17 protein-coding genes are annotated in these 21,865 nt (G+C 44.2%); 4 read left to right on the forward strand and 13 right to left on the reverse strand.

From position 1 onward, the window contains the following. Positions 1 to 103: 103 nt before the first annotated feature. A complete protein-coding gene (locus ACF8CV_RS20170) occupies positions 104 to 964 on the forward strand; it encodes a LysR family transcriptional regulator (RefSeq protein WP_025637266.1) in 861 nt (286 codons plus the stop codon). Here the strand turns inward: ACF8CV_RS20170 and ACF8CV_RS20175 are convergent. After that, positions 900 to 1,679 (reverse strand): TSUP family transporter, encoded by a 780-nt coding sequence (locus tag ACF8CV_RS20175; protein WP_025504579.1) that lies wholly within the window; start codon positions 1,677 to 1,679, stop codon positions 900 to 902. The genes ACF8CV_RS20170 and ACF8CV_RS20175 overlap by 65 nt on opposite strands. A gap of 234 nt (positions 1,680 to 1,913) precedes the next feature. Here ACF8CV_RS20175 and ACF8CV_RS20180 point away from each other — a divergent pair, with 234 nt between their 5' ends. Further along, complete coding sequence (locus tag ACF8CV_RS20180) at positions 1,914 to 2,693, forward strand: hypothetical protein (RefSeq protein WP_171055996.1); 780 nt, start codon at positions 1,914 to 1,916, stop codon at positions 2,691 to 2,693. After that, a complete protein-coding gene (locus ACF8CV_RS20185) occupies positions 2,690 to 3,112 on the forward strand; it encodes a hypothetical protein (protein WP_011105666.1) in 423 nt (140 codons plus the stop codon). The genes ACF8CV_RS20180 and ACF8CV_RS20185 overlap by 4 nt, the downstream gene beginning before the upstream one ends. A gap of 556 nt (positions 3,113 to 3,668) precedes the next feature. Here ACF8CV_RS20185 and carB read toward each other — a convergent pair. The 5 genes from carB to secA all read right to left on the reverse strand — a co-directional run bounded on the left by carB (position 3,669) and on the right by secA (position 12,660). Beyond that, positions 3,669 to 6,902 (reverse strand): carbamoyl-phosphate synthase large subunit, encoded by a 3,234-nt coding sequence (gene carB / locus ACF8CV_RS20190; RefSeq protein ID WP_005461228.1) that lies wholly within the window; start codon positions 6,900 to 6,902, stop codon positions 3,669 to 3,671. Between the two features lie 16 nt (positions 6,903 to 6,918). Further along, the gene (gene carA, locus ACF8CV_RS20195) at positions 6,919 to 8,058 is read right to left on the reverse strand and encodes a glutamine-hydrolyzing carbamoyl-phosphate synthase small subunit (RefSeq protein WP_011105665.1); all 1,140 of its coding nucleotides are present in this window, start codon (positions 8,056 to 8,058) and stop codon (positions 6,919 to 6,921) included. A 482-nt stretch (positions 8,059 to 8,540) separates the two neighbouring features. After that, the gene (gene dapB, locus ACF8CV_RS20200; protein WP_015296233.1) at positions 8,541 to 9,350 is read right to left on the reverse strand and encodes a 4-hydroxy-tetrahydrodipicolinate reductase; all 810 of its coding nucleotides are present in this window, start codon (positions 9,348 to 9,350) and stop codon (positions 8,541 to 8,543) included. A 109-nt stretch (positions 9,351 to 9,459) separates the two neighbouring features. Continuing rightward, entirely contained in the window at positions 9,460 to 9,858 is a 399-nt protein-coding gene (gene mutT, locus ACF8CV_RS20205; RefSeq protein ID WP_005461225.1) for an 8-oxo-dGTP diphosphatase MutT, read from the reverse strand. 75 nt (positions 9,859 to 9,933) lie between these two features. Beyond that, the gene (gene secA, locus ACF8CV_RS20210) at positions 9,934 to 12,660 is read right to left on the reverse strand and encodes a preprotein translocase subunit SecA (RefSeq protein ID WP_005461206.1); all 2,727 of its coding nucleotides are present in this window, start codon (positions 12,658 to 12,660) and stop codon (positions 9,934 to 9,936) included. Positions 12,661 to 13,072: 412 nt separating this feature from the next. On the opposite strand from secA, the gene ACF8CV_RS20215 reads away from it, so the two are divergent. After that, positions 13,073 to 13,528 (forward strand): DUF721 domain-containing protein, encoded by a 456-nt coding sequence (locus tag ACF8CV_RS20215; protein WP_005461181.1) that lies wholly within the window; start codon positions 13,073 to 13,075, stop codon positions 13,526 to 13,528. Positions 13,529 to 13,610: 82 nt separating this feature from the next. Here ACF8CV_RS20215 and lpxC read toward each other — a convergent pair whose 3' ends face one another. The 7 genes from lpxC to ftsW all read right to left on the reverse strand — a co-directional run bounded on the left by lpxC (position 13,611) and on the right by ftsW (position 21,848). Next, complete coding sequence (gene lpxC, locus ACF8CV_RS20220) at positions 13,611 to 14,528, reverse strand: UDP-3-O-acyl-N-acetylglucosamine deacetylase (RefSeq protein ID WP_025499599.1); 918 nt, start codon at positions 14,526 to 14,528, stop codon at positions 13,611 to 13,613. Positions 14,529 to 14,629: 101 nt separating this feature from the next. After that, a complete protein-coding gene (gene ftsZ / locus ACF8CV_RS20225; protein WP_005497096.1) occupies positions 14,630 to 15,859 on the reverse strand; it encodes a cell division protein FtsZ in 1,230 nt (409 codons plus the stop codon). Positions 15,860 to 15,889: 30 nt separating this feature from the next. Continuing rightward, entirely contained in the window at positions 15,890 to 17,152 is a 1,263-nt protein-coding gene (gene ftsA / locus ACF8CV_RS20230; protein WP_005458184.1) for a cell division protein FtsA, read from the reverse strand. After that, on the reverse strand, positions 17,145 to 17,927 hold the full coding sequence (locus ACF8CV_RS20235) for a cell division protein FtsQ/DivIB (protein ID WP_005489880.1): 783 nt from the start codon (positions 17,925 to 17,927) through the stop codon (positions 17,145 to 17,147). Before ACF8CV_RS20235 ends, ftsA begins: the two co-directional genes overlap by 8 nt. Positions 17,928 to 18,117: 190 nt before the next feature. Continuing rightward, positions 18,118 to 19,575, reverse strand: coding sequence for a UDP-N-acetylmuramate--L-alanine ligase (murC, locus tag ACF8CV_RS20240; protein ID WP_005497094.1), 1,458 nt, complete (start codon positions 19,573 to 19,575; stop codon positions 18,118 to 18,120). A 22-nt stretch (positions 19,576 to 19,597) separates the two neighbouring features. After that, positions 19,598 to 20,665, reverse strand: a complete 1,068-nt coding sequence (gene murG / locus ACF8CV_RS20245; protein WP_005458193.1) for an undecaprenyldiphospho-muramoylpentapeptide beta-N-acetylglucosaminyltransferase — start codon at positions 20,663 to 20,665, stop codon at positions 19,598 to 19,600. Continuing rightward, positions 20,652 to 21,848: a cell division protein FtsW gene (gene ftsW, locus ACF8CV_RS20250; protein WP_005458190.1), complete on the reverse strand. Its 1,197-nt coding sequence runs from the start codon at positions 21,846 to 21,848 to the stop codon at positions 20,652 to 20,654. The genes murG and ftsW overlap by 14 nt, the downstream gene beginning before the upstream one ends. Positions 21,849 to 21,865 lie beyond the last annotated feature (17 nt).

Consider the following 21,865-nt stretch of genomic DNA (forward strand, 5'->3'; position numbering starts at 1 on the left):
AGCCGACTTTATCTCGGCTCTTCGCATTTTAATTAACACGATTCGCTTATCCCTCAGCAATTCGTTAAATTATCCGTCTCATTCCTAATTTTCATTAATTGCTATGTTATTAGAAGGCATTGAAACGTTACTTGTACTAAGTAAAGAAAAAACCATGAGCCGCACTGGTAGTCAGCTGTACATCAGCCAATCTGCGGTGAGTAAACGTATCGCCAATTTAGAAAAAAAGTTAGGAAAGAAACTGATCGAGCCAAACGGCAGACACATTAAACTAACCTCGGATGCTCTGGCCCTTATCAATACGATAGAGCCTACATTCAATGAGTTACGAGGACAGATTTACGATCAGCAAGAGCTCGAAGATACGTCATTAATAAAAATGGATTGCTCAGAAACTCTCGTCGCAGGTTATCTGAGTATGATTATGGAAGAGCAACTGGCACGCGATCCTTATCTCAGAATCTCTACCAATCACACTCCGAGAATCGTTGAAAACGTAAAATCAGGGCGAGCAACCCTAGGATTCTGCGCTGGTTACTTACCTTCTCATCACGGTTTGATGAGCGTTCATCTCGCCGATGAGCCTTTCTCTATAATAAGTAAGTACCCGCTAACTCAATTACCAAAAGCGATTTTAACTAACGATTTGAATAACCCAGCCAATACATATCAGCAAGCCATTTTGTCCAAGTACGAGATCCAACCTTTGATGGAGATGGACTCCTACACTGCGGCAGCGCAATTAGCTTTAAAAGGTATGGCACCAGCACTGATACCTAAATCCATCATCAAAACACTCAACATCGCATCAAATTTCTGTTTTGAATTCGAAGAACTAGAGCCTCTAATTCGCCCAATACACATCTGTCTTCGCCACAACACATACCGCAATCAGCGAATTAAAACAGTGTTAGAAGCCATTGCTGATGTTGTTGCCAAAGAAGTTTTGTTGCCATCAGCATAGACATGGTAATCACTAGAGGTCGAATCCACTTTTGACCTTTGGTAACCACCACTTTTGCGCCAAGTTGAGCGCCAATAAAGCCACCGACCGCCATCGTCAAACCAATTTCCCATACAGGTAACCCTGCGATAACGAAAAACAACAATGCGGCGATATTTGAAGTGAAATTCAAAATCTTAGTTCGTGCTGTTGCATCCACGAGAGAAAAGTGGCCAAGAGCAACAAAGCACACAGTAAAAATCGAGCCCGTACCGGGGCCAAAGAAACCATCGTAGAAACCAACTCCACCACCGATACACAATGCAAACATCGCTTCGGCAAGTTTTGGTTCTCCATCGATTTTTCGAGTACTTGGTGCGAGTAAAAAATAAAGAGAAATCGCAATTAGAAGAATAGGAATCAAACTGGTGAGTACGCTAGCATCAATAAACTGTACAGCCTCGGCACCGATTGCAGCACCAATAAAAGTACAGAGTATCGCGAAACGCATTTCCTTTAGGCTGACAATACCGTTACGCACGAAATACCAGCTAGCAGAGAAACTGCCAAACGAACTTTGTAACTTGTTGGTTGCTAGAGCTTGAGTAGGGCTCAATCCCGCAGCCAAAAGCGCAGGGAGCGTAAGAAGCCCTCCCCCACCAGCCATTGCATCAATAAAACCAGCCACAGATGCAACCAAAAACAACGCGGTTAATACTTCTAAAGTAAGCTCCACTTACACTTCCTTGCTCAAAAATACGAAAAGAGCTAAACGGTAGCACTTAACACCTCAAACTAAAAAGGAAAGTCGAGATATGAACCTATTCCATATTTTCACCTTTGCGAAAATTTCATTTATATTTTCATAAAAAAAGGAGGCTTGCCTCAAGATTATACATAAAAATAGTATTTTCATTGCCTATGAAATTCTAGTCAGGTCTAATATCATTACGAATTCATGGAGAAAAACATGTATCCTGTAATACAACAAGACAAAACGAGCAACGCCAAAGAAATACATATATTATCAGTTAACACACTCGACTCTTTAATTAGCATTAACATCAAAAGGAAAGATATAGTATCAAAATGGACAATTCTAAAAGATAAATTTGATAATACTGCCAATTACTATGCAACAGCAGATGACCTTGTATTTTTATCGAGATTAGCTAATAACCTAACCGGCGCTGTAAACCCAGTCTATATCAATTATTATTCAGGCCAAGCACATTTTGTATTTACAGGAACTCCTGCACTAAAAATAAAACTAAGAGTGTTAGGTTCTCGTGCCCCAACGCCAATAATCGCAAACTTTGCTGTTGGTTCAAAACAGGCAATTCAATCGATAAAAAGTGGGACAATTATTACGGTAGTGTTAGTTAGTTCTTTCAGAGCACTAGAACATTTCTTTTCAGAAAATAATAAAACCACACTATTAAGTCTGTTTGGAACAATAACTAGTGACATCATAAAACTGGGAATTTCATCCGCAATAGCAGCAATTGCTGTAAAAGGAATCTCTGGAGCGACTACTATTTTTGCTCTAACTTCTGGCCCATTATTTTTGGCTATAGGTGTAAGCTTGGTTGTCGGGAATATTTTAAACCACATTGATAATAAATATGAGATAACACAAAAATTCAAACTAGCACTAGAGAAAACATTGAATGAATCACTAAAAAAAGAAGAAATGAGAATCAACGATGTGATAGGTAGAAGTTACATAAAGAATGGGGTATTTTTATGAAACAAGAAGATGACTTGGATTTAACATCAACACTGTTGATATCATTGTTATTTCTTTTATTAGGCTTATCTTGCATTTACTTCTTTTACAACGATGTAATTAACTATGTAAAATATATATATAACAAAGATGAAGTTATAGTCATTTCTCAGGGCGCACTTTATGGACTATTTGGAAGCTGGATATTTATATCTTGTTTTATTTTTTTAATAACTGTATTTTTAAATAAAAGAAAGTTATCACACAAAAAAGAAGCACTTTTCGTAAGGGTTATAATTTCCTTTTCAATCATAACAATTGTAGCGCCAACTGCACTTATGTTTCTTACTAAAGAACACTTAATAAGACAAGGTTATTCTTTCTCGATTGACGAAGACAAGTCTTGGTTACAAGATAGAGTTTATATTTTTAAAAAGTAACTGGTATCAACATTTTAAACCGGAGTATTTGGTACATTAAAAAGTACTTTTCTTTTTGGAAGGTATAAAACTTAGTCACACATAAGAAAACTTAAAATAACGCAGAAAACCCATTAAAATAATTAACATATCAAGAGTATATTTTTACATTTAACACTGAGACCATACCTGAAAATAAAATAATAATTTAAAATAAATAAACCCATTTCACTCAATGAATAGAATTCATTGCATATCTTTCTATTATGATTCGTAATCATAGTTATCATTTCCCCTCCGAATATTCTTTAAAAAAGAGGGGCGCATTTCAGAGAAAATACACTGGATTACCACCAAATCAATCCCCTCGCACTTGTTGTATCAATTTTATTAAAAAATAGTGGTTCTATAACATATCATTTTCCATAACAAGTTTAGCGCTGTACAGAGTCTTAGATATCAAAAGCTCTTAGCACGCTTCAATTAGGTAGGCCTAAAATAAAAAAGCCCGCTCAAATGAGCGGGCAATGAGGTTGTCATATAAGCCCTAGTTACCGGGCTTATTGATTTTTATCTATTACGCTTCCAGACTCGCTTTTACTTTAGCGTGTAGCTCCTGAACAGAAGTTACTGACGCTTTTGCATCAGCAGTGTGAGACATACACGTTGCAAACGCAGCGTTTAGCGTTGTTGTGTAGTTCACTTTTTCTGCTAGAGCACCGCGGCGTAGAACTTTCGAATCTTCAATAGCTTGACGACCTGCAGCCGTGTTCACAATGTAGGTGTATTCGTTGTTCTTGATGCGGTCAAGAATGTGTGGACGACCTTCATGTACTTTGTTTACCAGGCGAGGGTTAATACCCGCTTCACCAAGGATTACAGCAGTACCGTGAGTCGCATCCAATTGGTAACCCAATTTTACTAGCTTAGACGCAAGGTCAACTACACGCTGCTTATCACCTTCACGAACAGAAAGTAGCGCACGACCACCTTCAGGGTACACACTGCCACAGCCAAGCTCTGCTTTTGCGTAAGCTTCTGCAAACGTAGCACCAACACCCATCACTTCACCTGTTGAGCGCATTTCAGGACCTAATAGAGGGTCAACGCCAGGGAACTTATTGAAAGGTAGAACGACTTCTTTGACTGAGTAGTAAGGTGGAATAATCTCTTTAGTGAAACCTTGTGATTCCAGAGATTGACCCGCCATTACACGTGCAGCGATTTTCGCTAGTGGTGCGCCTGTCGCTTTCGATACGAATGGTACCGTACGCGCAGCACGAGGGTTTACTTCAATTAGGTAAACTTCGTTGTCTTTTACTGCGAACTGAGTGTTCATCAGGCCACGTACACCAAGTTCGAACGCCAGCTTCTCAACTTGCTCACGCATCTTGTCTTGGATTTCTTGGCTTAGTGTGTAAGCAGGAAGCGAACATGCAGAGTCACCAGAGTGAACGCCCGCTTGCTCAATGTGCTCCATGATGCCGCCGATAACCACGCGCTCACCGTCACAGATAGCGTCGATATCCACTTCTGTTGCATCATCTAGGAATCGGTCTAGTAGAACTGGAGATTCATTCGATACGCTTACTGCTTCGTTGAAGTAACGACGCAAGTCTTGTTCATCGTAGACGATTTCCATCGCACGACCACCCAAAACGTAAGATGGACGAACAACGAGTGGGAAGCCGATTTCACGAGATTTCTCAACCGCTTGCTCCATCGCCGTTACTGTTGCGTTTTGTGGTTGTAGAAGACCTAAACGCTCAACTGCAGCCTGGAAACGCTCACGGTCTTCTGCGCGGTCAATCGCATCTGGGCTTGTACCGATGATTGGCACGCCTGCAGCTTCTAGAGCGCGAGCCAGTTTAAGTGGCGTTTGACCACCGTATTGAACAATCACACCTTTTGGCTTTTCAACGCGGGCGATAGACAACACATCTTCAAGAGTTACTGGTTCGAAGTAAAGACGGTCAGATGTATCGTAGTCTGTCGATACTGTTTCTGGGTTACAGTTCACCATAATGGTTTCGTAGCCATCTTCACGAAGCGCTAGTGATGCATGTACACAACAGTAGTCGAATTCGATACCTTGACCGATACGGTTTGGACCACCGCCCAGTACCATGATCTTGTCTTTATCTGTTGGGTTTGCTTCACACTCTTCATCGTAAGATGAGTACATGTAAGCCGTATCAGAAGAGAACTCAGCCGCACACGTATCCACTCGCTTGTAGACAGGGTGGATGTCAAACTGGTCACGTAGACGACGGATTTCGCTTTCAGCCACACCTAACAGTTTAGATAGGCGCGCATCAGAGAAACCTTTACGTTTCATCTGGCGTAGAACTTCTTCTGTTAGACCAGCAAAGCCACCGGCTTTCACTTGCTCTTCTAGTTTAACTAGCTCTTCAATTTGAACTAGGAACCAGCGATCAATGTTCGTCAGGTTAAACACGCCATCCACTGACATGCCCGCACGGAATGCATCTGCGATATACCAGATACGCTCTGCGCCAGCTTCTTTTAGTTCGTGACGAATCTTAGTCAGTGCGTCAGGTGCATCTAGGTCAACCATCTCATCAAAGCCAGTCGCGCCAACTTCTAGGCCACGTAATGCTTTGTGAAGAGATTCTTGTTGGTTACGACCAATCGCCATTACCTCACCAACTGACTTCATCTGAGTCGTCAGGCGATCGTTAGCGCCAGCAAATTTCTCGAAGTTAAAACGAGGAATCTTGGTCACTACGTAGTCGATAGTAGGTTCGAATGATGCCGGAGTTGCACCACCTGTAATGTCGTTTTGCAGCTCGTCTAGAGTAAAGCCAACAGCCAGTTTCGCCGCAATCTTAGCGATTGGGAAACCTGTTGCTTTTGATGCCAGAGCAGAAGAGCGAGATACACGTGGGTTCATCTCGATGATAACCATACGGCCATCTTTCGGGTTGATACCAAACTGTACGTTTGAACCACCTGTCTCAACACCGATTTCACGCAGAACCGCTAGCGATGCATTACGCATTAGCTGGTATTCTTTGTCAGTCAGAGTTTGCGCTGGAGCAACCGTGATTGAGTCACCGGTGTGGATGCCCATTGGGTCGAAGTTTTCGATTGAACATACGATGATACAGTTGTCCGCTTTGTCGCGAACTACTTCCATTTCGTACTCTTTCCAACCGATTAGCGATTCATCGATAAGAAGTTCGTTAGTCGGAGAAAGATCCAGACCACGACGACAGATTTCTTCAAACTCTTCTTTGTTGTACGCGATACCGCCACCCGTACCACCCATGGTGAACGATGGACGGATGATACAAGGGAAGCCAACCATGTCTAAAACTTTGTAAGCTTCTTCCATCGTCTTCGCGGTATCAGCACGAGGACACTCAAGGCCGATAGACTTCATTGCTTTATCGAAGCGAGAACGGTCTTCTGCTTTATCAATCGCGTCAGCCGTTGCGCCAATCATCTCTACGCCGAATTCAGCAAGAACGCCGTGCTTCTCTAGATCTAGCGCACAGTTAAGCGCCGTCTGACCACCCATTGTTGGCAATACTGCATCTGGGCGTTCTTTCTCAATGATCTTGCGAACAACTTCCCACTGAATCGGCTCGATGTATGTTGCATCTGCCATTTCAGGGTCTGTCATGATGGTTGCTGGGTTAGAGTTAACTAGAATAACTCGGTAGCCTTCTTCACGAAGAGCTTTACACGCTTGTGCGCCAGAGTAGTCAAACTCACATGCCTGACCGATAACAATCGGACCAGCACCAAGAATTAGAATACTTTGAATGTCAGTACGTTTTGGCATTATCTACTACTCCGAATTAAGCGCTGTGTTTTTTGATGAGTTCGATAAAGTGGTCAAATAGCGGTGCCGCGTCGTGTGGACCTGGGCTTGCTTCTGGGTGACCTTGGAAACTAAATGCTGGCTTGTCTGTGCGGTGAATACCTTGTAGAGAACCGTCAAATAGTGATACGTGAGTCGCACGTAAGTTTTCCGGTAATGTTGCTTCATCTGCCGCAAAGCCGTGGTTTTGCGAAGTGATCATCACAACGTTACGCTCTAAATCTTTTACTGGGTGGTTCGCACCGTGGTGACCAAACTTCATTTTCACCGTTTGCGCACCCGACGCTAGCGCCAGAATTTGGTGACCTAGACAGATACCAAAAATTGGTAGGCCTTTTTCTAGGAACACTTTGGTCGCTTCAATCGCGTAGGTACATGGTTCTGGGTCACCAGGGCCGTTCGATAGGAACACGCCATCTGGATTCAGAGCCAAAACTTCTTCGGCTGACGTTTCAGCAGGAACAACCGTTAGGCGGCAGCCGCGGTCAACCAACATTCGTAAGATGTTGCGTTTTGCGCCGAAGTCGTAAGCAACAACGTGGTATGGCAACTCGCTGTCGTCTTTCGCTTCTGGAAGTCCACTCTCAAGCGTCCACGAACCTTGTTTCCATTGATACGCTTCTTTTGTTGTAACCTCTTTCGCAAGATCCATACCTTTCAAACCAGGAAATTCTTTTGCTTTCGCTAGCGCCAAAGCTTCGTCTAGATTGTTACCAGCTACGATACAACCGTTTTGAGCACCTTTTTCACGCAGGATACGAGTTAGCTTACGCGTGTCGATGTCTGCGATGCCGACGATGTTTTGCGACTTAAGATAATCAGAAAGGGATTGTTCATTACGGAAGTTAGAAGCGATAAGAGGGAGATCGCGAATCACAAGGCCTTGTGCATGAATGGAAGAGGATTCTTCGTCTTCGGAATTGGTTCCGGTATTGCCAATGTGAGGGTAAGTAAGAGTAACGATTTGCTGAGAATAGGAAGGATCAGTGAGGATTTCTTGATACCCCGTCATCGAGGTATTGAAAACGACTTCACCGACGGAAACGCCATCTGCCCCAATGGACACTCCGCGGAACACTGTCCCATCTTCTAGGACTAACAGTGCTAATTTACTCAAGACAACCTCCAGAATAAAAATGCAAAAAAAAATAAATCAAACCGCAATCATGCCTTCCTTTACCTATAAAATCTACATAAATAGGTATTTCAGACAAATTGGCGGTATTCTAAAGATGGACTGCAAACCTGTCAACACACAATGAAAAATAAATTATCTTTTTCTAAAGAGTAATAGCATTTACTAGCAATAAGCCCTAAAAACACAAGTTTCCACCACCTGCAAACTTTGAAGATGGTTCTTTTTTTAGATTTTACAAATTTGAACTTTTTATAGATCACAAATTTTTATGAGATTTTCACGCAAACGTTAATCACAACAAAAAAACATCAACTTTTAAGTAGTTAAGACAAATAAAGCAACCAAGCCAGCAAAAATACACACAAACAAGTTCAAAACTGACGCTCTACAATACTCATTTTATTTACATAACTTTCTTCAAATACAAAAAAGCCGGCTTACGCCGGCGAATAATTATGTATTTAAAGCTCATTCAAACCAAGCACATCGGTCATGGTATAAAAGCCCGCCGGCTTGGAATGTAGCCACACAGCAGCCTTCACGGCACCATTAGCAAAAGTCATGCGGTCCGTCGCTTTGTGCGTTATTTCGACTCGCTCACCAATATCAGCAAACATTGCTGTGTGCTCGCCGACAATGTCACCTGCACGAATGGTTGCAAAACCGATTTCATCTTTAGTTCGCTCACCAGTAATGCCTTCACGCGCATACACCGCAACATCACTTAACTTGTTGCCCATAGCGCCAGCAATCGCCTCTCCCATACCAATCGCAGTACCTGACGGAGCATCAACTTTATGGCGGTGATGAGCTTCGACAATCTCGACATCGCAGTAATCACCCATTACTTTTGCAGCTTTCTCAAGCAACTTAAATACTAGGTTCACACCAACAGAGTAGTTAGGCGCCATCACAACAGGTACGTGCTTCGCAACTGCATCAATCAGTGCTCGCTCTTCTTCACTAAAGCCAGTGGTACCAATTACGATAGACTTCCCATGCTGTTTACATAACTCTAAGTTCGCTAACGTACTTACTGGAGCGGTAAAGTCGATAACAACATCAAAATTGTCGACCTCTTTCTCTAGATCATCGGTCAGGAAAACATCGAACTTTCCTTCACCACAAAGTTCACCGATATCAACACCGACAAGCGAAGATTCTGGACGTTCTGAACCTGCCGTTACAGATGCATCTGGGTTTATGTGCGAGGCTTTGACTAGGTTGCGACCCATACGGCCAGCAGCTCCTGCGATTGCAATACGAACCATTGCGCTTTCTCTCCTTCTCTGGATAACGAGGCTTCTCGTTCTCTTTCGTTTCGCTGAATCTTTTTAAACTAACAACATACTGTGTTAACCACAAGCACGTTCATTGGGCTTAAGCGAACTCTTTTACGACACGTTGTAAGATAGGCACGTTCGCTTCAGGGAAGGTGTAATCCCCTAATTCACCAACTGCGACCCAGCGCCCTTCTTGACCTTCTCGACCATAAGGTTCGTTCTCGAACTGAGAGACGGTAATAAAATCAAATTTTAGTGACTTATCTGGGTAATCGTATTCAAGGTGTTCAAACGGTGCTTGTTCAATCACTCGAATCCCCACTTCCTCTTCAAGCTCACGAACCATCGCTTGTTCAACTGTTTCTCCTAGCTCGACTTTACCGCCCGGAAACTCCCAAAAACCACCTTTATGTTTATCATCAGGACGTTTAGTAATAAAGATTTGCGACTTATCTTGATTGAAAATGATCGCTGCAACAATGTGAATTCTTTTCATGGATATTTACCTAGGATCTATCGATACAAAAAGAGCCGCCTAAGCGACTCTTTCTTATTAAGTTATCAAGTTAGATTAATTGATCTGACCGTGACACTGCTTGTATTTCTTGCCACTACCACATGGACAAGGTTCGTTTCGACCTACTTTACGCTCATCACGAACAACAGGTTGATTTGAGCCCTCAGACTCTTCACCATCAGCCAACTGATTTTCCGCAGCTGCATGCTGAGCCTGCGCACGACGAGCAGCTTCTTCTGCTTGTGCACGACGTTGCTCTTCCATACGCTCAACTTCTTCTTGCTGTTGAACGCGGACACGAGACAGAACAGTAATAACGTCAGTCTTTAGCGCTTCAAGTAAACCTTCAAACAATTCAAACGATTCACGTTTGTATTCTTGTTTCGGGTTCTTTTGTGCGTAGCCACGTAGGTGGATACCTTGACGCAGATGATCCATCGCCGCCAGATGCTCTTTCCAAAGCGTATCGAGTGTTTGAAGCATCACTGATTTTTCGAAGTTACGAAGCACTTGTGCACCCACAACTTCTTCTTTCGCTTTGTATACTTCAACGGCTAGGCTGATAATCTTCTCGCGCAGCGCTTCTTCGTACAGTTTGTCGTCTTCCTCAAGCCATTGCTTGATTGGCGCGTCTAGATCGAAATCTGCTTTCAAACGTTCTTGAAGACCTTCCACATCCCACATGTCTTCTAGAGATTGTGGTGGAATGTATTCGTCGATGATCGCTGTGAGCACATCTTCACGGTTTTGTTCAATCATGTCGCTGATATCGTCAACGTTCATGAGCTCATCACGCAGTTCGTAAACCACTTTACGTTGATCGTTCGCCACGTCATCGTATTCAAGAAGCTGTTTACGGATGTCGAAGTTGCGACCTTCCACTTTGCGTTGTGCTTTTTCAATAGAACGAGACAACATCTTAGATTCGATTGCTTCGCCTTCTTCCATACCGCTTTGAATCAAGCTTGCCATACGATCTGAAGTGAAGATACGCAGTAGTGAGTCTTCCATCGATAGGTAGAAACGAGATGAACCCGCATCACCTTGACGACCAGAACGGCCACGTAACTGGTTATCGATACGACGAGATTCATGACGCTCAGTACCGATGATGTGCAGACCACCAGCATCTAAAACTTGATCGTGAACTTTTTTCCACTCAGCTTTGATTGCGTCGATTTGCTCTTTCGTTGGATCTTGTAGTGATTCAACTTTTGCTTGCCAGCTACCACCTAGCACGATATCTGTACCACGACCCGCCATGTTTGTTGCGATAGTTACCGCACCAGGCATACCTGCTTCAGCAACGATTTCCGCTTCTTTCTCATGGAACTTAGCGTTCAAAACGTTGTGTTTGATCTTCGCTTTCTTCAAGGCGTTGGAGAGTAGTTCTGATTTTTCAATCGATACTGTACCAACCAATGTTGGCTGACCTTTCGCAACGCGCTCTTTGATATCTTCAATGATTGCAGCAAACTTCTCAGCTTCGGTACGGTACACCACATCCGGCATATCGTTACGAATCATTGGTTTGTTGGTTGGGATAACAACAGTTTCCAAGCCATAAATAGATTGGAACTCAAACGCTTCAGTATCCGCTGTACCAGTCATACCAGACAGTTTCTCGTATAGACGGAAGTAATTCTGGAATGTGATAGAAGCTAGCGTTTGGTTTTCGTTTTGGATCTTAACGCCTTCTTTCGCTTCGACAGCTTGGTGAAGACCTTCTGACCAACGACGACCTGGCATTGTACGACCAGTGTGTTCATCAACGATCACAACTTCGCCGTCATCGTTAACGATGTAATCCACATTACGCTCAAACAGCACATGTGCTCGTAGAGCAGCATTTACATGGTGAAGCAAGCTGATGTTCGCTGGTGAGTACAATGTATCACCTTCTTCCATCAAACCATTTTTAACCAATAGCTCTTCTACGTATTCTTGACCCGTTTCAGTCAAGTGAACTTGTTTTGATTTTTCATCAACAGTGTAGTGACCATCGCCACGATACTCTTCAGAATCTTCTTTATCTTGCTTCTGTAGGTGTGGGATAAGCAGGTTGATTCGAGTGTAAAGTTCTGAACTGTCTTCTGCCGGACCAGAGATGATCAAAGGAGTACGAGCTTCATCGATAAGGATTGAGTCCACCTCATCGACCACAGCAAAGAAACGTTCGCGCTGAACACGGTCTTCATTGCGGAAAGCCATGTTGTCGCGCAAGTAATCGAAACCAAACTCGTTGTTTGTTCCGTATAGAATATCAGCTTGGTACGCTTCTTTTTTCGCTTGAGGAGGCATGTTAGGCACGTTAACACCAACCGTCATACCTAAGAATTCAAATAGCGGACGGTTTGTCTCCGCATCACGTTTAGCGAGGTAGTCGTTGACCGTAACAACGTGTACGCCTTTACCAGGAAGTGCATTTAGGTAAGCAGGAAGAGTTGCCGTTAGAGTTTTACCTTCACCCGTGCGCATCTCTGCGATTTGGCCTGCATTTAGAACCATACCGCCGATGAGCTGCACGTCGAAGTGACGCATACCGTATACACGTTTAGACGCTTCACGAACAGTAGCAAAAGCTTCTGGAAGTAGCTTATCAAGAGTTTCGCCTTGCTCTAGGCGCTCACGGAACTCAACAGTTTTCGCTTTAAGCTCTTCATCTGAAAGTGCTTCAAATGTTGGTTCGTAGTTATTGATCTCTTTTACAATTTTTCTAAGGCGGCGCAGTGTTCGGTCGTTGCGACTGCCAATTACTTTTGTCAGTAGCTTAGTTATCATTTTTCGTGAATCTCTCTTTAATCAGACCGTTCCCGATCTACTCGTAATGCCTTCAGTCTCTGCCAGTTTGGAACTAAGAATACTGAGATAAATCATTTATCAAAGATATTGAGTTCAAACATTCATATTTCAAGGCTAAGTTTCGAAACAATGTGGCTTAGTGTAAGGATTTTTCATCGATACAACCATAAATAGACGTATTTGTTTGAAGCACTCTGAAATTTTTAGTTAAAGTGGTGATGGATTAGCCAATATTATTAGCTGCTACACGACGAAACTTGGCAAAAACAGGACTTTACCACGTTCAATCCATCTCCATTGTAAAACAGAGGCTAAAGACGTTAATGTAAACTATACCTAGTGAGAAAGCTGCTCTAGAATAGTCATATCTCAACAAAATTAGATTTTACCTATGCGTGATCATCGACCAACCTCGACAGAGGATGTAATTGCTGAGTCTCAATTTAAGCAAATTCAAGAACATGCCGGAGAAATCTTGCAGCTTAACCAAGCTCTACAAACAATTTTACCAAAAGGGACGGCAGATCATTGCCGAGTTGCAAATATTCGCAATGGCCATCTTCTGATAGACGTATCTAGCGCGGCCATCAAAATGAAGATCGACTACGATCGTCTAATGATCTTAAACAAACTGCGCACACAAGGTTATGCAAAATTGATAAGTGTAGACGTTCGGATCAACCCTTCACTTTATCGTAATCGATACGAGAAAGACGATAGGCCAAAACGCCCGCCACTCACTGAGTCAGCAGCTCAATCACTGATGACCATCGCTGATATGGCCCCACCAAAAATCCAAGAGCGACTAAAAAGGCTCGCAGATATGGCAGAAAAATCTAGCCAATAACCATCCACCATCATCAAGTTCGGTAAAATTTAGATAGAAAAAAACCAGGTCGAAACCTGGTTTTTAATATTCTTTGACTAACTTATGCTAGCACCATGTTTGGCTCTGCAAAAGCGACTGGAGAACCGACTTCTTCTTCGAAAGTTGTCCATTCCCATGCTTCTTGATCCGCCAATACTGCGCGTAGAAGTTGGTTGTTTAAACCGTGACCTGATTTATAAGCACGGAATTCACCAATAATTGGATGACCACACATGTAAAGGTCGCCAATTGCATCTAACACCTTGTGAGTAACAAACTCGTTCTCAAAGCGCAGACCTTCTTCGTTCAGAATTCGGTAATCGTCCAATACGATAGCATTATCGAAACTACCACCCAAAACTAGGTTTTGAGATTGTAGGTACTCGATATCACGCATAAAGCCAAACGTACGTGCACGAGAAATTTCGCGAACGAAACCTTGAGATGAGAAATCAAACAGCAGGCGCTGCTCGTCTGATTCAATCGCAGGGTGGTTAAAGTCAATTTCGAAGTCCATACGGAAGCCGTTAAATGGAACAAATTCTGCCCACTTATCGCCATCTTCAAAACGAACTGGCTTTTTAATGCGGATAAAACGCTTAGGAACGTTTTGCATTTCGATACCCGCTTGCTGAAGCAGGTAAACGAACGGACTTGCGCTACCATCCATAATTGGGATTTCAGGAGCGTCAACTTCAACAATAATGTTGTCGATGCCCATACCTGCAAGTGCAGCGTTCAAGTGTTCAACCGTTGAAATACGCACACCTTCGTCGTTCACTAATGCAGTACAAAGCATAGTGTCACGAACAGAAGCTGGATCAGCTGGAAAATCTACAGGTGGATTTACATCTGTACGACGGTAAATAATACCTGTGTTTGCAGCAGCCGGGCGCAGAGTAAGCGTGACTTTACGACCAGAGTGGAGACCCACACCAGTAGTTTTCACTATTTCTCTCAGAGTACGTTGTCTGATCATCTGCTTGCCTCTCTAAAATATGCTACAAAACACGGTCGTCTGTAACGTCGACCGTGAATGCTACCATAATTTTGAGCCATGTCAAATTTATGGGTTAAAGATTAATCAGCCTGACGACGTAAAAATGCCGGGATATCTAAGTAACCGCTTTCTTTCTCTTGCTTTGGTGCTGCTGAGCTTTGGCCCGCGGCAGGAGAAGAAGAAACTGTGTTTGTCGGCTGAGGAGTTACCTGTGGCTTCTCTTGCACTTGATTCTGCAAAGTTTGTGCCGGCTTTTCTTCAGCTTGCGTTGCCGCAACTTGTTGTGGCTGAGCTTGAGGAGCCGAAGCTACTTTTGCTTTACCACCAGCGACTAGCGTGATATCTGGCTTTCTTTCATTGCCAATACCTGTCGCAACTACAGTCACACGGATTTCATCTGTCATATCTGGGTCTAGAGAAGTACCGATAACCACGGTTGCATTGTCAGATGCAAATGCCTTCACTGTGTTACCAACTGTCTCAAACTCATCAAGACGCATGTCCAGACCAGCAGTGATGTTAACAAGAACACCGCGAGCACCAGCAAGATCGATATCTTCTAGAAGTGGGCTAGAAATTGCCATCTCAGCCGCTTCTTCAGCTCGGTCTTCACCTTTCGCAATACCACTACCCATCATCGCGTGACCCATTTCAGACATCACTGTACGTACGTCTGCAAAGTCGACGTTGATCATACCAGGGCGAGTGATTAGCTCGGCGATACCTTGAACTGCATTCTTAAGAACGTCATTCGCACTCGCAAATGCTTCAAGCAATGTTACGCCACGACCAAGAACTTTAAGTAGCTTCTCGTTTGGAATCGTAATTAACGAGTCAACGTGCTTAGATAACTCATCGATGCCTTGCTCAGCAAACGCTAAACGCTTTTTGCCTTCAAAGCTGAACGGTTTTGTTACAACCGCTACAGTCAGAATACCTAGCTCTTTCGCCACTTCAGCAATAACAGGTGCTGCACCAGTACCTGTACCACCGCCCATACCAGCTGCGATAAACACCATATCGGCACCAGTTAGGGAATCTTTAATTCTATCTCTGTCTTCGAGAGCTGCCTCACGGCCAACTTGTGGATTCGCACCTGCACCCAGACCTTTAGTGATATCACCACCAATCTGAATGACATTGCCAACGCTTGTCTTACGAAGTGCTTGCGCATCAGTGTTGACGCTGATGAATTCCACACCTTCGATGGATTCACGCACCATGTGTTCAACGGCGTTACCACCGCCGCCACCAACTCCAACGACCTTGATTACTGCATCGTCAGACATTTCCATCATCGGTTCAAACATGTGTTGTCTCCGTTTATCCTGCAACTCAGGTTAAAACTCTTTTTGTATCCAATTACGCAATTTATCGAAAAAGCCAGTAACAGATGAGCGTTTAGGTTCATTGTAATCGCTATCGTCGCTAGACTGCATGTCTCTTGCGTAATGAAGTAATCCAACTGCCGTAGAATGGTACGGCTCTTTTACATAGTCAGTTAGTCCGCTGACTTCGAGCGGTTTGCCGACCCTTACTTGATTGCGGAATACGCGCTCCGCACATTCTACTACTCCGTCAATTTGCGCAGCACCGCCGGTTAGAACTACACCCGCAGCAAGATGGTGCTTAATGCCCTCTTCGCGCAGTTTCGCTTGTACAGAGTCGATAGTTTGGTTAACTAATCCCATAAGCTCAGAGTATCGTGGCTCAATCACTTCAGATAGAGTCTGACGCTGCAGACTACGTGAAGGACGTCCTCCTACGCTTGGGACATTAACCGTGTCATCCTTACTGACCAGTTCACTCAAAGCACAGCCATATTTGACTTTTATTTCTTCAGCATCGCTCACTGGCGTACCAAAAGCAAAAGCAATATCGCTCGTTACAGCATTTCCTGCGTACGAAAATACTTCTGTGTGACGTAACGCACCACCAGTCCAGATAGCCACATCCATCGTGCCGGCGCCAATATCTACCACACAAACTCCGAGCTCTCTTTCATCCTCGGTGATTACCGCATTACTTGCAGCAAGCCCTGAAAACACAAGTTGCTCTACTTTAAGGCCGCAGCGCTCTACTGCCTTAATAATATTGCGTGCCATGTCATTATGACACGAGATAAGATGGACACTGACTTCCATTCTTACCCCTGATAAACCAAGAGGGTTTTTGATCCCTTCTTGATAGTCGATGGTGAACTCTTGAGGAATCACGTGAAGGATTCGCTGTTCATCACCGATTTTAATTGATTTCGCGGTATGGATCGCTCTGTCCATATCTTCTTGAGAAACTTCCTCGTCTGATATGGTGCCCATGCCTTTTTCAATTCGGCTTGCGATATGCTTACCAGACAACGAAATGAAGACTCGGCTGATTTGGCACTCGGCCATTAGCTCAGCTTGATCAATTGCACGTTGTACTGATTTTACAACCGACTCCAAGTCATTCACGCCACCTTTATCCATGCCACGCGAAGGGCTACTACCCGCACCAATAATATTAATTTGGCCATCAGGTAGAATCTCACCCACTAGAGCTGATACGGTTGCAGTGCCTATATCAAGACCAACAATAATGTTGTCATCTGCGGCCTTAGTCATCTGTACTCTCTTCTAACTCTTCTTCAGGAAACCAACCGACTGCGGCTCCTGTATCGTACCTGAGATCGATATAACTGATTCGTTGCGTGTCACTGCCAAGCTTGTTATAGAGCGAAAAAAAGCGCTCTATACGCTCAAGAAGAGACTCTTTACCAAGCTCTAATCGAATACCGTTATCTAGGATGATTTGCCAAGCTCGTCGCTCGTTTAACACCAGAGACGATATCGCTAAACCCAATTGTTGAAACTTAGGACTCAGTTCGCGGTAAGTTTGTAACACTTCCGGGCCAGTGTCTTTGGGTCCATACAACTTAACTTTCTCGTCCTTTAACAAAGCAACATCACCATCGAAAACCAAACCGTTTTTATCTAACAGTTCGTTGCCATTCCAAATGGCTTCGGGTTGATGCTCTGTTAAGAAAACTTTTACTGTATCGGGCCACTGCTTGCGAATCGCTGCATGAGCAACCCACGGCAATGCTTCAACACTTTGCTGTAATACATCAATATCCTGAGACATGAATGTACCGATGTGATCTATTCGACTAAATGCAGCCTGAACATCGTCAGCTTTGACGTACTCCAATTTACCTTGAAGCACTATTTTGGAGAGAGGTAACCTTTGGTCATCCCACATCCAACTGATCGCCGAGTACAAAACAGAACTAATTAAGGTCACAACCACAACGAAAAATAGCGCACCCAAGATTTTATCTTGGCGACCACGGTTATTGTCCGTGTTTAGTCGCTCTTCATTAAGTGCAATATTCAACAACGTCTTCGTTTCCTGACTTTTGTCGTGTACTTTTCACCGCATAATATCGTATCGGCAAAAGTATTGACTTTAACCTTGGGATTATACTGAGCTCTTGTAAACTATCAAACACTGATAACAATAAATCACAACGATCTTGACGCAAAATCGAGATCTGAGTCTTATCTGTCCTTTGCGTCATCACTCTGACTTATCCAAGCATCTTGTTTATATTTAACTCAAGATTAGCCAGCTGTTTGGCAACTTTACCAACATCACCAGCACCTTGCGTTAAAATTAGGTCGCCGTCTTGTATAACGTTAGCCAAAACTGATGGTAATTGCTCGATTTCTGGAACAAAAATCGGATCTACTTTACCTCGGCTGCGAATCGTACGGCACAAAGAGCGTCCATCCGCGCCAGCAATTGGTTTTTCACCCGCGGCATACACGTCAAGCATGATCAATACATCAACCTGCTCAAGCACGTTTGCAAAATCATCGTAAAGGTCACGAGTGCGACTGTAACGATGTGGTTGGAAAATCATAACCAATCGCTTATCTTGCCAACCGCTGCGTGCAGCATTAATGGTTACATCAACTTCTGTTGGGTGATGACCGTAATCATCGACTAACATCGCATGACCGTTACCTGTATCAAACTCACCAAGGTGATCAAAACGACGGCCAGTACCTTGAGTGCCCGCCATCGCTTTTAGAATCGCGTCATCTTCAATGTCGTCTTCCGTTGCGACCGCTATTGCTGCTGATGCGTTCAACGCATTGTGACGGCCTGGAATGTTTAGCGTGATATCGAGGTTAGCTCGACCTTTACGTACTACTGTAAATTTACCTTGCTGACCTTCTTGATGATAATTTTCGATACGTACGTCCGCATCGTCAGAAAAGCCGTAGGTGATCACTTGACGGCTAATACGCGGAATCAGCTCACGAATCACTGGATCATCGATACAGACAATGGCTTGGCCATAAAACGGCAGGTTGTGAAGAAAATCAATGAAGGTTTGTTTCAACGTTTCGAAGTCACCACCGTAGGTATCCATGTGGTCAGCTTCGATGTTGGTAACGATGCTCACCATAGGTTGCAGGTGCAAGAAAGAGGCGTCGCTCTCATCCGCTTCTGCAATCAGAATACGGCTAGAGCCCAAGCGCGCATTGGTGCCCGCGCTCTTTACTAGACCGCCGTTTACAAACGTAGGATCAAGGCCTGCTTCGGAATAGATTTGTGTGACTAGTGCTGTGGTGGTGGTTTTACCATGTGTACCCGCAACAGCGATACCATGACGGAATCGCATCAGTTCAGCCAGCATTTCTGCTCGGCGAACAATAGGAATACGCAATTCACGAGCCGCCATGACTTCAGGGTTTTCTTCGTTAATCGCTGTGGAAACGACTACCACACTAGCCTTTTCGACATTACTTGCTTGGTGACCAATAAATACGGTTGCCCCTTTTGACACTAAGCGCTCGGTTACTGGGTTTTCAGACAAGTCTGAACCCGTGATTTCATAACCTTCGTTTAAAAGAACTTCAGCAATGCCGCTCATGCCCGCACCACCGATACCGATGAAGTGGATGCATTTCACGCGACGCATTTCTGGTACCATCGCGCGAATCTGAGCTAAGTCTTGTGTATGTTGGATAGTCATTAATTCGATTCTCAATAATTCGTTAACGCTTTTCGGTCAAAGCGACAATGGCTTGTGCGACAACTTTGTCAGCATCTAATTTTGCGGCACTGCGTGCCTTTTGAGCCATTGAAAGTAAAGCTTGGCGATCCAATTGTTGGATCTGTTGAGTCAAAGACTCCACGGTTAAATCAGGTTGTTCAATCATCTTCGCAGCACCGCATTCCACTAAGTGGTCGGCATTCAGTGCCTGTTGACGGTCTTTATGCATGAACGGGATAAAAATCGCGCCTACACCTGCTGCTGAGACTTCAGATACCGTCAATGCGCCAGAACGGCACACTAGCAGATCTGCCCACGCATACGCTTGTGCAACATCATCGATAAACTCGGTCACTTCTGCATTAGCAACATTGTTCGCTTGATAAGCGGCTTGAACTTCTTGCGCTGCGCCTTTACCTGCTTGATGACGAATACAGTAGTCTTGTCCCAAGTTTGCCATCACCGCTGGCAATGTTTGATTAAGAATACGCGCCCCTTGGCTGCCGCCCATAACAAGAATACGAATTGGTCCTTCTCTCTCTTGCATACGTTGAGCGGGCTCATCCAACTGCGTTACGTCTTCACGTACTGGGTTACCGACAACCGCCGCAGAAGGAAATGCGCCGGGAAACGCTTGAAAGACTTTCTTAGCGATCTTTGATAGCCATTGATTTGTTAAACCTGCAACCGCGTTTTGTTCGTGTAGAACAACCGGGATACCGCTTAACCAAGCCGCGATACCACCCGGACCACTCACATAGCCGCCCATACCTAAAACGGCATCCGGCTGCCAGCGCTTCATGTGCGCTCGTGCTTGCATGATGGCATTAATAATTTGAAAAGGGGCAGCTAAAAGACGTTTAACGCCTTGGCCTCGCAGACCTTTTACTTTGATAAAGTCGATCTCAATACCATGCTTTGGCACCAAATCGGCTTCCATTCGATCCGCTGTGCCTAACCAACGGATCTCCCAACCTTGTTCTTGAAGCTGCTTTGCAACTGCCAAACCTGGGAATACGTGACCGCCGGTACCACCAGCCATCACCATCAAACGTTTATTCTGTTTCATTCGTCTGTTGTTCTGATTGTTGTTGCGCGCGTTTCAAGCGGCATTCGTGATCGATACGCAGCAATATGGACACTGCAACGGACATAATAATCAGACTGGAACCACCATAACTGATTAGTGGAAGCGTCAAACCTTTGGTTGGAACAATACCAGCGGCTGCGCCCACATTGACCATGGTTTGAAACGCAAACCAAATACCAATACCAAACGCTAAGTAACCACCAAACATCTCGCCTTCTTCAAAAGCACGTTTGCCGATATACACAGCTTTAAGTACCAAGCTAAAAATCAACATCAGCACTAAAACAACACCGACGAAACCAAGCTCTTCAGCCAATACCGCAAATACAAAGTCGGTGTGCGCTTCTGGTAGGTATTCCAGTTTTTGAATTGAGTTCCCTAACCCTTGACCAAACCATTCTCCGCGACCAAACGCCATCAAAGATTGAGTCAACTGATAGCCGCTACCGAACGGATCTTCCCATGGGTCAAGAAACGAAGTAACACGGCGCATACGGTACGGTTCTACCAAGATCAAACCGACGACAGCGCCAATGCCTGCAATCATCAGGGCCAGAAACTGGGTTAGCTTCGCGCCCGCGATAAATAACATGCCAAACAGAGTAACCAGCATTACAACGACGGTACCCAAGTCCGGCTGACCAAGTAACAAGACGGCGAAGAAAGCAAACACCATGATTGGCTTCATAAAGCCGCCAAAGAAGGTCTGGCGCACTTCATCTTGCTTACGGACTAAATAACCGGACATGAAGATGAACAGCGATAGCTTCGCAACTTCGGCAGGCTGTAAGTTGAACAGACCAAGCGGAATCCAACGAGAAGCGCCATTTACTGACTTACCTGCAAGAAGTACAACAATCAGCAAGCCGAATGAGACCCAAAGCAAGTAATGACTTTTCTTAAACCATTGCTCTAAAGGTACTTGAAGTATCACCGCAGAGGTCCCGATCGCCAACACTAAGAAGGTGGCATGACGGAACATGAAGTGGAACGGCTGATCGGTCAATCGTGAGCTGATTGGGAAAGACGCAGAGGTCACCATAATCAAACCAGTCAACATCAAACCCAACGCAATCCACACTAACTGGCGATCAAACAGCGCTTCTGGCGCTGGATGCTTAAGCCAATTACCAATGTTGTGTTTAACGTTACTTAAACCCACGAAACGAGTAACCTTTA

The organism is Vibrio sp. zbq_1 (assembly GCF_043102935.1).
Classification (GTDB): Bacteria; Pseudomonadota; Gammaproteobacteria; order Enterobacterales; family Vibrionaceae; genus Vibrio; species Vibrio parahaemolyticus.